The sequence below is a fragment of the Pseudomonas spelaei genome (assembly GCF_009724245.1).
Classification (GTDB): domain Bacteria; phylum Pseudomonadota; class Gammaproteobacteria; order Pseudomonadales; family Pseudomonadaceae; genus Aquipseudomonas; species Aquipseudomonas spelaei.
The window spans coordinates 51,217-66,025 of the sequence record NZ_WNNK01000001.1 but is presented as its reverse complement, the minus strand read 5'-3'; the positions used below and the strand labels follow the sequence as shown (position 1 = coordinate 66,025).

The window sequence follows — 14,809 nt, the reverse complement described above, 5'->3', positions numbered from 1 at the left end:
AACCGGGATGCCGACTGTCATTAAAATGGCGGTATTTTTTTGGGCTGCCTAACCTCTTGCCCGCATGAAGTCGCCCCAACGCCGCACCAGGTAGTTGTGCTCGTCCATCACCGAGTTCCACACCGCGATATGGCCCATGCGCTGTTCGTAGGAACCGCCGTCACGCACTTCGCCGATATCGATCAATGGCAGCCCGTCGCTGCCCGGCAGTTCCTCGCGGGCCGGCTTGCCTGCGTACCAGTAATCCCATTCGGCGCTGCTCAAGTGGTCGCGGGTGCGGGCCGGGTTGCCGATGTAGTAACCCTGGCGGGCCATCACCGCGCCCGGCCAACCGGACAGCCACCAGTTGAGATAGGCGTAGGCCGCATCCAGCACCCGGCCCTTGGCATGACGCGACAGGGACAGGCCGCCGAACCAGGCGCGATAACCTTCCCGAGGTACCGCCAAACGGTATTTGACCCCGGCGCGGTGCAGGCGCATCAACGTCGGCGACCACAGACTCTGGATATCGACGTTGGGGCTGAGCATCAATTGCGCCGCTTCTTCGTCATCGGACCAGAACGCCGCAAAGTGCCCTTCCTTCTGTTTGCGCACCAGGATGTCGGCCAGCACATCGATCTCTTCGATGCTCATGTTGCCGATATCCTTGAAGCGGGCCAACCCGGCGCCCTGCACTGCCAGCGCCGCATCGAGGGCACCGATGGCCGCATCGCTCTGCAACGCAGTACGCGCACTCCAGGCAGGATCCAGCAGCCAGCCCCAACTTTCGTTGGCCGGGCTGAAACCATCGGGTAACCGCTCGGGACGATAGGCAAAACTGTCAGCGTTATGGGTCAGGGGCAACATGCTGATGCGGCCAGTGACGGTGCTGCCGAGGCTGCCATCGTGTTGCACGAACAAACGCTCACTGGGCACGCTGCCCCCGCCCAAGCGATCGTTGGCGGACAAACGCCCCCGCTTGGGCAGGTCATTGATTTCATCCCACAGGGCAATGCGCCGAGTGTCGATGGGCTGGATCGCCCGCGCCGGCCACACGAAGTCGACGTTGTGAAACCACTGGTCGTACAGGTCGTAGCTTTCGGGCTGCATCACCGCAATGCGCTGGGCCTTTTCGACGTCGTGCACCTGATAGACCAGGCGAATCCCCAGCTCCTGCTCGGCGCGTACCCGCAAACACTCAAGCAAAGTCACCGACGTACCGAGCACACGCAACGTAATCATGGGTTGAACCTACGAGAGAACACATCAAAGGAGCGGCGCAGCAACGCCGGGTCAAGGCCCCGCAAGATAAACACCAGACGCGACTGCCGATCGGTACCCGGCCAGGCAGGCAAGTGGACGGGGGCATGCAGGCAGTGTTGCACGCCATGAATGACGATGGGAGCGTGGCTGGCGTTCACATTGAGCAGTCCTTTGACGCGAAGAATACGTTCGCCATGGCATCTTAGCAGCATCGACAGCCAGACCCCGAAGCCGACCCAATCCAGGGGCTGGTCGAAGGTCAGGCAGCAGACTTGCGCTGCGCCGTGGGTGACGGCGGTGGTTTGATGGAGTTTCCAGCGGCTCACTTCGGCGGCGGGCTCGGCACTGCGCAGGCCTTCCCCCAGCAGCAGTTGATCGCCGCTGAGGATTTCATGGGTGTTGAGGATCGGCGTGCCGGCGTTCAGCGCCCGCAAATGCTCGCGCAGCGGCTCGCAGTCCTCTACCCGATCGGTCTTGCTCAACAGCAGGCGATCCGCCGCCGCCACTTGCGCCAGCCACTCCGGGTGCAGGCGTTCTTGCAGTGCCGCATGGCTGGCATCCACTAACGTGATCACCAAGCCGATATGAAAGCGCCCACGCAGTTGCACGTCGTTGTTCAAGGTGGCAAGGATCGGTGCCGGGTCCGCCAGACCGGTGGTTTCCAGAATCACCCGTTTGAAGGCAGGAATCTCACCCCGGGCGCGACGTTGCAGCAGGCCGAGCAAAGCGTCTTTCAACTCGCCGCGAATGGAACAGCAGACACAACCGCTGGGCAGCAGCACCGTGTCCGGCGCCACCTCTTCCACCAGCAAATGGTCGATGCCGACGTCGCCGAATTCATTGATCAGCAGCGCGGTATCGCCCAGGCTTTCGCCCTGCAGCAGGCGCTTGAGCAAGGTGGTCTTGCCGCTGCCGAGGAAGCCGGTGATAACGTTGAGGGCGATGCTCATGAGGGTTGCTCCAGCTGATCGAGCAGTGCCGGGTCCAGCGGATCCAAGGGTCGCCCGAGCATGGTTTCCGCTGCCCGCCATAGCTGATCCAGGCCGCTGGCGAGTTCCTGCTTGCCGGTGGCACCCAACAGCAGATAGGACGCACCCTGGAAGTCCTCGACCTTGAGCCGGAACACCGCCAGCACCTGATTGATCGCGGCGATCCGGCGCAGGCGCTCACGGCGACGGGGCAACTCATCGCCTAAAGGATCGCTCCAGTGCACATCTTCGCCCAACAGTCCGCAGAGTCCACACATGCTTATTGCTCACTCATGGCATGACGTCGCCGGAGTTCGGGCCCAGGGTCTGGCCGACGAACAGATTGCCGCCAGGCTCGCTGGCGAGTAGCACGGCAGTGGGCGCGACTTCGTCCGCCAGGCCAAAACGGCCCAGGGGCAACTCGGCGGATTTGGCGCGTTTCCAGGTGTCGCTGATGCCACCGACCAAGGGCGTTTCAATCGGGCCGGGGGCGATGGCGTTGACCAACACGTTATCCTTCGCCACTTCCAGAGCCAGTGATTTGGTGAAGCCAATCACGCCGGCCTTGGCGGCAGCGTAATGGGTCAACTCAGCGCCACCCTTGATGCCCAGTTGCGAGGCCACATTGATGATACGACCCCAGCGCTGCGCGAGCATGTGGGGCAAGGCGCGCTGGCTGGCAACGAAGACGCTGGTGAGGTCGACGCGCAGCATGTCGTTCCACATCTCGATGCTCAGGTCGACGCAACGGGCCTGGGTCAACATGCCGGCGTTGTTGACCAGGATGTCGATGCCACCGTAATACGCGACGCACGCATCAACGCTGGCCTGTGCACCTTCGACGGTGCCGACGTCAGCCACGCATTCGAAGACCTCGGCGCCCAACGTGCGGCAGATTTGGGTGGTTTGTGCCAGGCGGGTAGCGTCGCGGTCGGCCAATAGCAGGCGCGCACCTTCGACGGCGTAGGCGCGGGCGATGGCGGCTCCGATGCCGCTGGCGGCGCCGGTGATAACGGCGCGGCGGGTGGTGAGCTGGGGCATTGTTAGTCCTCCTTTGATGAATGAACACCATCAAGTGTGGGAGCTGGCTTGCCTGCGATGCAGTCGACTCGGTAACTCAGTTACACCGAGGTGATGCCATCGCAGGCAAGCCAGCTCCCACATTGGATTGTGCGTGGATTGAAACTGGGGTTAATCCGGCCAGCGCACGGTCAAGCCACCATCAATCACAATGCTCTGCCCCGTCAGGTAGCTCGACTCTTCACTGGTCAAAAACCGCACCAGGGACGCCACTTCATCCGCCCGCCCTACCCGGCCCAACGGAATCGCCCGCGCCGCTTTCGCCAGGCCTTCAGGCCCCAGCGAGTTCTTTGCATCCAGCGACTGCGGCGTTTCAATCAGCCCCGGAATCACCGCGTTGCACCGAATCCCCAACGGCGCCAACTCCACGGCCAGCGACCGGCACAACCCCGGCACCCCGGCCTTGGCCGCCGCATAGTGCGAATGCTCCTGCCAGCCATACACACCACCGGCAATCGACGAGATCGCTACCAGCGCCCCGCCTTCACGCATATGCCGGGTCGCCGCACGGAAGGTGCGCATCACCCCCGTCAGGTCGACATTGAGCATCTCGTTCCACAACTCATCGGTCATCTCCAGCAACGGTGCACGGCGCAGCAGGCCGGCGTTGGCCACGGCGTAATCGAGACGGCCAAAATGCTGGATCGCCTGCGCAGCCAGGTTATCCACAGATGCGGTATCACCCACGTCCAGCGCCAGCATCAGGCATTCACCGCCCGCCGCCTCCACCAACGCGACGGTCTGATGCGGGTCATGGGGATCGGCCGGGTAATACCCCCCCACCACCGCCACACCGCTACGGGCATAGGCCACCGCGAGGGCCTGGCCGATGCCGCTGGCAGCACCGGTAATCAAGGCAACTTTACGACTCATCAACTGAACTCCTTACTTGACGGTTTCCGGACGCACATGGCGCGCGGCAAACATCAGCGCACCGGAGAGAAAGCACGGCAGTGCGCCGAAATACAGGGCTGCGGTCTGCCAGTCGCTGCCAGCCGATAACACCTGCGTGGCACCAAAACCGGCGACAACCGCCCCCAGCGGCCCCATTGCATGGATGATTGCGCCGCCGGTGGCGCGGATGCTGGTGGGGAAACTTTCACTGATGAAAAACAGCGCCGCCGAGTACGGCCCGATCAGGAAGAACAAGCCCAGGCTGTAGAGCCCGACCACCATCGGCATATTGCTCGGGCCATACAGCATCCCGGCAAACGCGAGCCCACCGAGCATCCAGCCCAGGCCGATCACATTGCGTCGCCCGATCTTGTCGCCCATCCAGCCGTGGCACAGGTAACCGCAGTAACCCACCAGGTTCGACAGCACCAGGATGATCAGCGAGTTCTCGAACGAAATGTGGTGCACGCTGACAATCACCGACGTACCCAGCACGCTGAACACCTGGATCGCTGCCCAGTTGAGCAGGATCGCCGCACCGATCACCAACGTCGCGCGCCGCGCCGGGCCACGGAAGGCGGCTTTGAGGCCGGCCTTGCTGTGTTCGTCATAGTCCACGCCGTAGGTCACGGCGACGTTTTGCGCCTCTGCCACCGCACCGCTTTTACGCAGCTCGCTGATGCGCTGATGGATCTGGAACTGCGGGCTTTCCTTGAGCTTGCGGGCCATGATCGCGATCACGATCGCCGGGATCGCCGCAAACACGAAGCAACCCTGCCAGCCAATGATCGGCAGCAGTAACGCGGTCAAACCCGCAGCAATCAACGCGCCCACCGGCCAGCCGCCCTGCACCAGGCTGTAGATAAAGCCACGCCGCTTCGCCAGTTTCGGGTCGTCGGAGGCGGCGTACAGTTCGCTCAGGTAGGTGGCGTTGACCGTTTCCTCGGCATACCCCAGGCCGCCCAACGAACGGATAAAGATCAGCGGCGACTTGCCCCACGCGCCGCCGATGGCGGTCAAGGCGGAGCAGATCGCCGAACCCGCGACGGTAAAAATAATCCCTTTGCGCCGCCCGAGTTTGTCTACCAAAGGCCCGATGGCCAACGCCACCACGGCGGTACCGACAGCCACCCAGGTGGCGATTTCTGCTTGCTCCACTTCACCCCAGCCAAAGTGTCGGCCGATTTCCGGCAGCAACGTGCCGAACAGGATGAAGTCATACACCGCAAACACCCAGGCGAAAAACGCAATCCAGGTGGCGAAACGCACTTCCTTGGGCGTCAGTTGCCGGGGTTTCCAGCCAGTCAGGTCAAGCTTGTTGTAGATAGACATGAATCGCGCCTCAGGAAGTTGGCCGGGGGTCAGGTACGGGGTTGGCGGCGGATAAAGTCATCGGCGATTTCGTCGAAAGTGACGAAGCGCACGCCGGCATGGCTCTGGATGTGTTCGATCAGACGCTCAAGCATCAGCAGCACTTGCGGGCGACCGGACACATCGGGGTGGATGGTCATGGTGAACACGGCGTGTTCGTGTTCGCGGTAGACCCAGTCGAACTGGTCGCGCCACATTTCTTCGAGGTGGCGCGGGTTGACGAAGCCGTGGCTGTTGGGGGCCTTTTTGATAAACATCATCGGTGGCAGGTCGTCGAGGTACCAGTTGGCCGGGATCTCTACCAGGTCGGTTTCTTCGCCGCGCACCAGGGGTTTCATCCAGGTGTCGGGGTGCTGGCTGTAGTCGATCTTGGTCCAGCTGTCGCCCTTGCGCACGTAGTAGGGATGGAAGTCGTTGTGCATCAGGCTGTGGTCGTACTTGATGCCTTTTTTCAGCAGCAGTTCGTTGGTGACCTTGCTGAATTCCCACCACGGCGCGACGTAGCCGGTAGGCCGTTTGCCGGTGACTTTTGTGATCAGATCGATGGACTTATCGAGGACAATTTCTTCCTGTTCGGCGGTCATGGCGATGGGGTTTTCGTGGCTGTAACCGTGCACGCCGATTTCATGGCCGGCGTCGGCCACCGCCTTCATCTGCTCGGGAAAGGTTTCCATCGAGTGGCCGGGGATAAACCAGGTGGTGCGCAGGCCATAGCGTTCGAACAGTTTCAACAGGCGTGGCGCACCGATTTCGCCGGCGAACAAGCCACGGGAAATATCGTCCGGGGAATCTTCGCCGCCGTAGGAACCCAGCCAGCCGGCGACCGCGTCGACGTCGACGCCAAATGCACAGAGGATGTCTTTAGCCATGATGTGTTTCCTTATTGGACAAGTACGGTTTCAACCGACAGAGCCGCTCTTAAGACCCGCGCGTCTTCACCGCTGGGGGCGCTGAGCAGCAAGCCGGTGGGTAGGCCCAGCGCGTCGCGGCCGCTGGGTAAGGTCACGCCGGGCATGTCCAGCAAGCTGCCGGGCATCGTCAGGCGCAGGGTGGCAAGGTTGGTGCTGACGAACAGTTGATCATCAGCTTCCAGCGGTGCCAGGGCCGGGGCGACATGGGCCACGGTTGGGGTGATAAGGATGGCGCCGTCGAGTTCCTCGATCAGTTGCTGTTGCAGGCGGCGGCGGGCGTCGTAAAGGCCCAGCAGTTGGCTGGCCGGTAGCGTGCGCGCAGCTTCAAGGCGGCGGCGTACGCGGGGGTCGAGTTGCTCGGCGTCGGGGCTGTCGAGCAATGCCTGGTGTAAGGCAAAGGCTTCGAAGGAACCCAGCCAGCCTTGATGCTGGATCAGGTCCAGCGTGGCTTGAAAGGTCTTCGACGGGCGTACATCAATCAGCGCACCTGCAGCCGTTAGCTGATCGATAGAGCGATGCAGGTTATCGCGCACGCTCTGCTCGACCCGGGCGTCTTCCAGGACACTTTGTTCAACCTGGAACCGCTGGCCCTTCAGGCTGCGGGCCGGGCGTGGCTGGCGCTGGTCGCGGCCATTGAGCACGTCATCGATGGCCAGCGCATCACGCACACTGCGAGTCAGCGGGCCGAGACTGTCGAGGGTGTGGGCCAGGGGAAACACCCCATCGCGGCTGTAGCGTCGGCAACTGCTGCGATAACCAACCAGGCCGTTGAAGGCGGCCGGAATGCGGATCGAACCCGCCGTGTCGGTGCCCATGGCAATCGGTACGATACCGGCCGCCACGGCGACCGCAGCCCCTGAGGACGAGCCGCCAGGAATGCGCGGCTGATCAGTGCCATGGGGGTTGTGGGGTGTACCGAAATGCGGGTTAAGGCCCAGGCCCGAATACGCCAGTTCGCTGAGGTTGGTCTTGCCCACGCTGACCATGCCGGCGCGGCACAACTGGCCAACGACCGGAGCGTCCAGCAAGGCAACCGGTGCTTGCCGGCGATACGCGGCGCCCGCCGTCGTCACGCTGCCGGCAACATCAAACAGATCTTTCCACGCCAGCGGCACGCCATCGAATACACTCAAAGGCTGCCCGGCACGCCAGCGAGCAGCAGCCGCTTCGGCTTCACGACGGGCGCGCTCGGCGGTCAGGCAGATGAACACGCTGGGGGCGAGGCTCGCGTGGACAAGCGCCTGCTCAAGCGCTTGCACCGGATCACTGCGACCGCTGACGAAGTCCTCGGCCAATGAGGTGGCGTCTGACATGAAAGACTCCCTTAAAAACGTACATATTAATAAAATATACATTTTACAAAGGCAGCATTCGTGCCAGCCTTATCGCCAGGACGACACGTGGCTCACACATGAAGACCCGACTTTGGCTTAGATATACGGGCTAGATAGGCTTACATCGTTGAAAGAAAAATCTATCGATGTGTTCACGGTGTCCTAGAATGAAATATTGTATCTTTTATTAATAAATCCATTTTGGTGCAGAAAAGTAACATTCCTCTCTGATGGCCCCAAAAAAGTGCCGCTAACGTGGCGCAGAGTGACAGGGGCATCTATGAGAGAATCCCCGGCCATCGTCCCCCTGCTCTAGAGAACCCGATGAAAGCAGTGTCAGCCTCGGCTTCCCGTTACGCGATGATCCGCCAGGTCTTGCGTGACGCTATCGTCAACGGCACCGCCCGCCACGGCCTGGTGCTGCTCGAAGCGCCGCTCGCGGAGTTGTTCGGTACCAGCCGCGTCCCCGTGCGCAGAGCCCTGGAGCTGCTGCACAAGGAAGGGCTTATCTGCCGTTTCGATGGCCGGGGTTACCTGATCAGCCCGAATGGCCTGGCGCTGGAGCCATTGCGCCTACCCTTGACCCATGCGCACCTGGGCCTCAACGGTGACGATGAACGGGTGGACATCCGGCCATTGGGCGAACGAATCGTCGAGGAAATCGGCGCGGCACTTTCTACCTGCATCGCCTTCGGCCACTACCGCCTCGATGAGCAAGCCGCCGCCGATCACTACGGCGTCAGCCGCGCAGTGGTGCGTGAAGCGCTGATGCGCCTGCGCGATCGAGGCCTGGTGGAAAAAGAGCCGTACTCGCAGTGGCTGGCCGGGCCGCTGACCGCCCGCGAAATCACCGAAGACTACGAACTACGCGCCTGCCTGGAACCGGAAGCCTTGCGCCAGAGCGCGCCGAGCCTGGAACGTGAAGAGCTGGAAGCCATGTTGCAGCGGGTACTCGACGCGCAAAACAGTGCCCATTGCAGCCTGGCAGAAATCGAACAGATTGAAGAGGACCTGCACCAGCACTGCCTGGCCGGCCTGCAAAACCGCAAGATCGCCGCACTGATCCGCCAAGGGCAGAGCCCGATGATCATCAGCCGGATTTTCTACCGGCTGCTGGGCATCGGTGCCGATCCGGCGATGCTGGCCGAGCACCGCTTGATCCTGGAGTTGCTGCTGCACGGCGCCTTCGACGCGGCGGCCATGAACCTGCGGGAACACGTGCAACGGGCGCGGCAACGGATGTTGCAGCGGCTGAAGGTGCTGTCGGTGCTGCCAGAGCAGCCATTGCCGGGCTATCTCAGCAAAATCAGCTGACTACACGGCTTGCTGTAGCCGCTGCCGAGGCACGAGGCTGCGATGGGCTGCGCAGCAGACCCCGAGGGCGGTCCTGCGGACACGCATCGCAGCCTCGTGCCTCGGCAGCGGCTACAGCGTGGCGTGGCGTGGCGTGGCGAATATCATGCAATTTGTTGCTAACTGATCCCTGCCATTGAAACCACCGCTGACCCGCCCCATCTAACCTCCATACTTCCCTATGCAGGTGCCCCATGAGCGACCAGCAAGAATTCCCTGAAGACTTCAACGAATACGCCGACCCCGAAAACGCTGAACACGAAACGTCCTCCAACAAGGGCTTGGCCCTGCCTGGGCAAAACCTGCCCGACAAGGTCTACATCATCCCGATCCACAACCGGCCTTTCTTCCCCGCGCAAGTGCTGCCGGTGATCGTCAATGAAGAGCCGTGGGCCGAAACCCTGGAGCTGGTGAGCAAGTCCGATCACCATTCCCTTGCCCTGTTTTTCATGGACACGCCGCCGGAAGATCCACGGCATTTCGACACCTCCAGCCTGCCGCTCTACGGCACCCTGGTGAAGGTCCATCACGCCAGCCGCGAAAACGGCAAGCTGCAATTCGTCGCCCAGGGCCTGACGCGCGTACGGATCAAAACCTGGCTCAAGCACCACCGCCCACCGTACCTGGTGGAGGTCGAATACCCGCACCAGCCCACCGAGCCGACCGATGAGGTCAAGGCCTACGGCATGGCGCTGATCAATGCGATCAAGGAACTGCTGCCGCTGAACCCGCTGTACAGCGAAGAGTTGAAGAACTACCTCAACCGCTTCAGCCCCAACGATCCGTCCCCGCTGACCGACTTCGCCGCTGCGCTGACCTCGGCCACCGGTAACGAGTTGCAGGAAGTGCTGGACTGCGTACCCATGCTCAAGCGCATGGAAAAAGTCCTGCCGATGCTGCGCAAGGAAGTCGAAGTCGCACGTCTGCAAAAAGAAATCTCCGCGGAAGTTAACCGCAAGATCGGCGAGCATCAGCGTGAGTTTTTTCTCAAGGAACAACTCAAGGTCATCCAGCAGGAGCTGGGGCTGACCAAGGATGACCGCAGCGCCGATGTCGAACAGTTCGAACAACGGCTGGTGGGCAAGGTGCTGCCATCCCAGGCGCAAAAACGCATCACTGAAGAAATGAACAAGCTGTCGATCCTCGAAACCGGCTCGCCAGAATATGCCGTGACCCGCAACTATCTGGACTGGGCCACCTCGGTGCCGTGGGGGGTGTATGGCGAGGACAAACTCGACCTCAAGCATGCCCGTAAAGTGTTGGACAAACATCACGCCGGCCTGGACGACATCAAGAGCCGCATCCTCGAGTTTCTCGCCGTCGGCGCCTACAAAGGCGAAGTCGCCGGCTCCATCGTGCTGCTGGTGGGCCCGCCCGGCGTGGGCAAGACCAGCGTTGGCAAGTCCATCGCCGAATCCCTTGGCCGGCCGTTCTACCGCTTCAGTGTCGGCGGCATGCGCGACGAGGCCGAGATCAAGGGCCACCGTCGTACCTACATTGGCGCCCTGCCGGGCAAGCTGGTGCAGGCGCTTAAAGATGTGGAAGTGATGAACCCGGTGATCATGCTCGACGAGATCGACAAGATGGGCCAGAGCTTCCAGGGCGACCCGGCCTCGGCCTTGCTGGAAACCCTCGACCCGGAGCAGAACGTCGAATTCCTCGACCACTACCTGGACCTGCGCCTGGACCTGTCGAAAGTGCTGTTCGTGTGCACCGCCAACACCCTGGACTCGATCCCCGGCCCGTTGCTGGACCGGATGGAAGTGATTCGCCTGTCGGGTTATATCACCGAAGAAAAAGTCGCCATTGCCAAGCGCCACCTGTGGCCCAAGCAACTGGACAAGGCCGGCGTATCAAAAACCAGCCTGAGCATCACCGACGGCGCCCTGCGTGCGTTGATCGACGGCTATGCCCGCGAAGCCGGGGTGCGTCAGTTGGAGAAACAACTGGGCAAACTGGTGCGCAAGGCGGTGGTCAAGTTGCTGGATGAGCCAGACACCGTGATCAAGATCGGTAACAAGGACCTGGAAAACTCCTTGGGTATGCCGGTGTTCCGTAACGAGCAAGTTCTGTCGGGCACCGGTGTGATCACCGGCCTTGCCTGGACCAGTATGGGCGGCGCGACCTTGCCGATCGAAGCAACGCGCATCCATACCCTCAATCGCGGCTTCAAGCTCACCGGGCAACTGGGCGATGTGATGAAGGAATCCGCCGAGATTGCCTACAGCTACATCAGCTCCAACCTGAAGTCGTTTGGCGGTGATCCGAAGTTCTTCGACGAAGCCTTCGTGCACCTGCACGTACCGGAAGGCGCCACGCCGAAAGACGGCCCGAGCGCCGGGGTGACCATGGCCAGTGCGCTGCTGTCGCTGGCACGTAACCAGCCGCCGAAAAAAGGCGTGGCCATGACCGGTGAGCTGACACTGACCGGGCATGTACTGCCGATTGGCGGGGTGCGGGAGAAGGTGATTGCGGCGCGGCGGCAGAAGATTCATGAGCTGATTTTGCCGGAGCCCAATCGCGGGAGTTTCGAGGAGTTGCCGGAGTATCTGAAAGAAGGCATGACGGTGCACTTTGCCAAGCGCTTTGCGGATGTGGCGAAGGTGTTGTTCTGATGGTTATGTAGCGCCTGGGCTGGCCTCTTCGCGAGCAAGTCGAAGGGGCCTGTACAGCCAACGCAAGGCTATCCTGTCACACCTTGTCTCATCTTCGGTTATGCTCGCCCTTCGTCGTGAATCAACGGAGCCCCCATGACCGCTGTCCGCCTGCTTCTCCCCCTGAGCCTCCTGTTGCTCGCCGCTTGCGCCAGTGCGCCGAAGCAAAACGTCACCGTGGAAAAACAGAGCGCCTGCCCTCTCGTGCTTAAAACCGGGCAAAACCTGATCCTGACCTTGCCCAGCAACCCCACCACCGGCTATCGCTGGGCGATCCAGGATTCAGCCGGCGGCGTGTTGCGCAGCCTCAGTCCCGAGGTCTACAGCAACCCGGAAAACACTGGCCTCGTCGGTGCCGGCGGCAAGTCCACCTGGCGCTTCCAGGCTTTTGCCCAAGGCCAAGGCCGCTTGCGCCTGACCTCCCAGCAACCCTGGGAACCGGAAGCAGAACCGGCCGAAACCTTCGACTGCGCCATTACGGTGAACTGATATGCCATGGCTGATTCTCGCGCTGATGGGCGCCGGCACTTTTATCTACGGTTTGAGTACCCACGCCACGCTGCTGTGCCTGCTGGTCAAACCTTTGCCAGTGCTGGCACTGCTGGGCTGGCTGCATGACGCGCCACCCACTGACTATCGACGCTGGATCAGCCTGGGCCTGATTTTCTCCCTGGTGGGCGATGTATTGCTGGCGTGGCCCGGCGACCTGTTTATCTTCGGCCTCGGCGCGTTTTTATTCGCCCATTTGGCATACCTCAAAGCCTATTTGAGTGATTGCCGCCGACCAGCACTGCTGCCCTTGGTGCTGGCACTGGTGGTAGGTGCAATCTTGCTGAGCATCCTGATTTCCCACGGCCTCGGTCCATTGCTCGTGCCCGTGGTGGTTTACGCCCTGGTGATCAGCGCCATGCTCTGGCGAGCCCTGGCGCGACTGGGCAGCGATGTGCCCAAGCGCTCGGCACTATTGGCGGCGGCAGGCGCGGTGTCGTTTGTGTTTTCCGACACGCTGATCGGAATCAATCGGTTTGTAGTAGCGTTTGAAGCGGCGCCGTATGTGTTGATCGTCAGCTACTGGCTGGGGCAGTGGGGGATTACCGCCTCGGCGTTCGGCCAAAAAGACCGCTGAAGGCCTTCGGCCTTATCGCAGCCTGCGGCAGCGGCTACAATGCCGGCTTTTCCCCCTTCGTCGCCGGAACAGCCGTGAGCAAAGAACCCGATCGCCTATTCGCCCAGCCCTTGCCCCAGGTGCCGGACTTCGCCTTCAACGAAGACGTGGTGCGGGTATTCCCGGACATGATCAAGCGCTCGGTGCCCGGCTACCCGACCATTGTCGAGAACCTCGGCGTACTGGCGGCGCAGTTTGCCCAGCCGGGCAGTGTGCTCTACGACCTGGGTTCGTCCCTCGGTGCGGTGACCCAGGCCCTGCGCCGTCACGTGCGCACCGACGGTTGCCGGGTGATCGCTGTGGATAACTCTGCCGCGATGGTCGAGCGTTGCCGGGAATACCTGAACGGCCAGGACTCGATGTTTCAGGAGTTACTGCCGGTGGAAGTGGTCGAGGGCGATATCCTCGCGCTGCAGTTCCAACCGGCCTCGGTGGTGGCGTTGAATTTCACCCTGCAATTTATTGCCCCCGAAGAACGCCTGGCGTTACTTGGACGGATTCGTCAGTCGTTGCTGCCGGGCGGCGCGCTGATCCTCTCGGAAAAGCTGCGCTTCAATGATCCCGAAGAACACGCGCTGCTGACCGACCTGCACATTGCCTTCAAACGTGCCAACGGCTACAGCGAACTGGAAATCGCCCAGAAGCGCAGCGCCATCGAAAACGTCATGAAACCCGACAGCCTCGAAGAACACCGCGAACGCCTGATGGCGGCCGGGTTCTCGAAAGTCGTGCCGTGGTTCCAGTGTCTTAACTTTGCCTCGTTGATTGCCTTGCCATGATTGATCTGTCTCCCCTCGCCCGCCATCTGGTCGGCACCCCTTTGGCTGTATGGGCCCAGGGCCTGCAAGCGCAACTCGATAGCAAGATGGAAAAGGGTCATGGCGACCTGGAGCGCTGGCAGAGCGCGCTGGATGCGCTCCCGAAGATTATGCCCAGCGAAGTCGACCTGCTGAACGGGCTGGTGCTGGACACCGATTGCGATGACGACACCCGCGCGCAAATGCGCACCGCGCTGATGGGCTTGTGCCCGTGGCGCAAAGGGCCGTTTGACCTGTTTGGTGTGCATGTGGATACCGAATGGCGCTCGGACTGGAAGTGGTCGCGAGTGGCCCCGCACCTAGACCTCAAAGGCAAGCGCATCCTCGATGTCGGTTGCGGTAACGGTTATTACATGTGGCGCATGCTCGGTGCGGGCGCGGACAGCGTGATTGGTGTTGACCCGAACTGGTTGTTCTTCTGCCAGTTCCAGGCGGTGCAGCGTTACTTGTCAGCGCCGAATGCCTGGCATTTACCGTTCCCGTTTGAAGACCTGCCGTCGAATCTGGAAGGTTTTGATACGGTGTTTTCCATGGGCGTTTTTTATCACCGTCGCTCGCCCATCGAGCATTTGATTGCGCTCAAGGATTGCCTGGTAAAGGGTGGCGAGTTAGTCCTGGAAACATTGGTGGTTGAGGGCGATCAGCAACAAGTGCTGGTGCCGGAGGACCGTTATGCGCAGATGCGTAACGTATGGTTCCTGCCGTCTGTGCCGGCGCTGATGCTGTGGCTGCGGCGTGCAGGCTTCAGTGAGGTGCGCTGTGTGGACGTGAGCGTGACCACGGTCGAAGAACAGCGTGGGACGGAGTGGATGAAGTATCAGTCCCTCAGCGACTTCCTTGATCCCGAGGACCACAGCAAGACCATCGAAGGGCTGCCGGCACCGATGCGGGCGGTTATCGTCGCCAAGAAATAAAACCCGTCTCCTCCTGAAAAATGGAGATCACATGTGGGAGCTGGCTTGCCTGCGATAGCATCACCTCGGTTTGCCTGATACACCGAGGTGCCTGCATCGCAGGCA

Annotated in this window: 14 protein-coding genes; 6 read left to right on the top strand and 8 right to left on the bottom strand. The window is 61.5% G+C overall.

The annotated features are described in order from the left end of the window. Nucleotides 1–48: 48 nt before the first annotated feature. The 8 genes from GNF76_RS00310 to GNF76_RS00275 all read right to left on the bottom strand — a co-directional run bounded on the left by GNF76_RS00310 (nucleotide 49) and on the right by GNF76_RS00275 (nucleotide 7,779). Complete coding sequence (locus GNF76_RS00310; RefSeq protein WP_155581203.1) at nucleotides 49–1,221, bottom strand: ABC transporter substrate-binding protein; 1,173 nt, start codon at nucleotides 1,219–1,221, stop codon at nucleotides 49–51. Continuing rightward, a complete protein-coding gene (locus GNF76_RS00305) occupies nucleotides 1,218–2,192 on the bottom strand; it encodes a CobW family GTP-binding protein (RefSeq protein ID WP_155581202.1) in 975 nt (324 codons plus the stop codon). The genes GNF76_RS00310 and GNF76_RS00305 overlap by 4 nt, the downstream gene beginning before the upstream one ends. Beyond that, entirely contained in the window at nucleotides 2,189–2,488 is a 300-nt protein-coding gene (locus GNF76_RS00300) for a hypothetical protein (RefSeq protein ID WP_155581201.1), read from the bottom strand. The genes GNF76_RS00305 and GNF76_RS00300 overlap by 4 nt, the downstream gene beginning before the upstream one ends. Nucleotides 2,489–2,501: 13 nt before the next feature. After that, nucleotides 2,502–3,251: an SDR family NAD(P)-dependent oxidoreductase gene (locus GNF76_RS00295; RefSeq protein ID WP_155581200.1), complete on the bottom strand. Its 750-nt coding sequence runs from the start codon at nucleotides 3,249–3,251 to the stop codon at nucleotides 2,502–2,504. A 150-nt stretch (nucleotides 3,252–3,401) separates the two neighbouring features. Beyond that, nucleotides 3,402–4,163: an SDR family NAD(P)-dependent oxidoreductase gene (locus tag GNF76_RS00290; protein WP_155581199.1), complete on the bottom strand. Its 762-nt coding sequence runs from the start codon at nucleotides 4,161–4,163 to the stop codon at nucleotides 3,402–3,404. A 12-nt stretch (nucleotides 4,164–4,175) separates the two neighbouring features. After that, nucleotides 4,176–5,516 (bottom strand): MFS transporter, encoded by a 1,341-nt coding sequence (locus GNF76_RS00285; protein WP_155581198.1) that lies wholly within the window; start codon nucleotides 5,514–5,516, stop codon nucleotides 4,176–4,178. A 29-nt stretch (nucleotides 5,517–5,545) separates the two neighbouring features. Further along, nucleotides 5,546–6,424: a polysaccharide deacetylase family protein gene (locus GNF76_RS00280; protein ID WP_155581197.1), complete on the bottom strand. Its 879-nt coding sequence runs from the start codon at nucleotides 6,422–6,424 to the stop codon at nucleotides 5,546–5,548. An 11-nt stretch (nucleotides 6,425–6,435) separates the two neighbouring features. After that, nucleotides 6,436–7,779, bottom strand: coding sequence for an amidase (locus tag GNF76_RS00275; RefSeq protein WP_155581196.1), 1,344 nt, complete (start codon nucleotides 7,777–7,779; stop codon nucleotides 6,436–6,438). 345 nt (nucleotides 7,780–8,124) lie between these two features. Here GNF76_RS00275 and GNF76_RS00270 point away from each other — a divergent pair, with 345 nt between their 5' ends. The 6 genes from GNF76_RS00270 (at nucleotide 8,125) to cmoB (ending at nucleotide 14,704) form a co-directional block, all read left to right on the top strand. Further along, the gene (locus GNF76_RS00270; protein ID WP_155581195.1) at nucleotides 8,125–9,114 is read left to right on the top strand and encodes a GntR family transcriptional regulator; all 990 of its coding nucleotides are present in this window, start codon (nucleotides 8,125–8,127) and stop codon (nucleotides 9,112–9,114) included. A gap of 233 nt (nucleotides 9,115–9,347) precedes the next feature. Continuing rightward, complete coding sequence (gene lon / locus GNF76_RS00265) at nucleotides 9,348–11,768, top strand: endopeptidase La (protein WP_155581194.1); 2,421 nt, start codon at nucleotides 9,348–9,350, stop codon at nucleotides 11,766–11,768. A gap of 135 nt (nucleotides 11,769–11,903) precedes the next feature. Continuing rightward, nucleotides 11,904–12,296 (top strand): protease inhibitor I42 family protein, encoded by a 393-nt coding sequence (locus GNF76_RS00260; RefSeq protein ID WP_155581193.1) that lies wholly within the window; start codon nucleotides 11,904–11,906, stop codon nucleotides 12,294–12,296. Between the two features lies 1 nt (nucleotide 12,297). Then, nucleotides 12,298–12,933 carry a lysoplasmalogenase gene (locus tag GNF76_RS00255; protein WP_155581192.1) on the top strand — a complete coding sequence of 212 codons (636 nt, stop codon included), beginning with the start codon at nucleotides 12,298–12,300 and terminating at the stop codon, nucleotides 12,931–12,933. Nucleotides 12,934–13,007: 74 nt separating this feature from the next. After that, nucleotides 13,008–13,751, top strand: a complete 744-nt coding sequence (cmoA, locus tag GNF76_RS00250; RefSeq protein ID WP_178123111.1) for a carboxy-S-adenosyl-L-methionine synthase CmoA — start codon at nucleotides 13,008–13,010, stop codon at nucleotides 13,749–13,751. Next, entirely contained in the window at nucleotides 13,748–14,704 is a 957-nt protein-coding gene (cmoB, locus tag GNF76_RS00245) for a tRNA 5-methoxyuridine(34)/uridine 5-oxyacetic acid(34) synthase CmoB (RefSeq protein WP_155581191.1), read from the top strand. The genes cmoA and cmoB overlap by 4 nt, the downstream gene beginning before the upstream one ends. The last annotated feature ends 105 nt before the right edge of the window (nucleotides 14,705–14,809 follow it).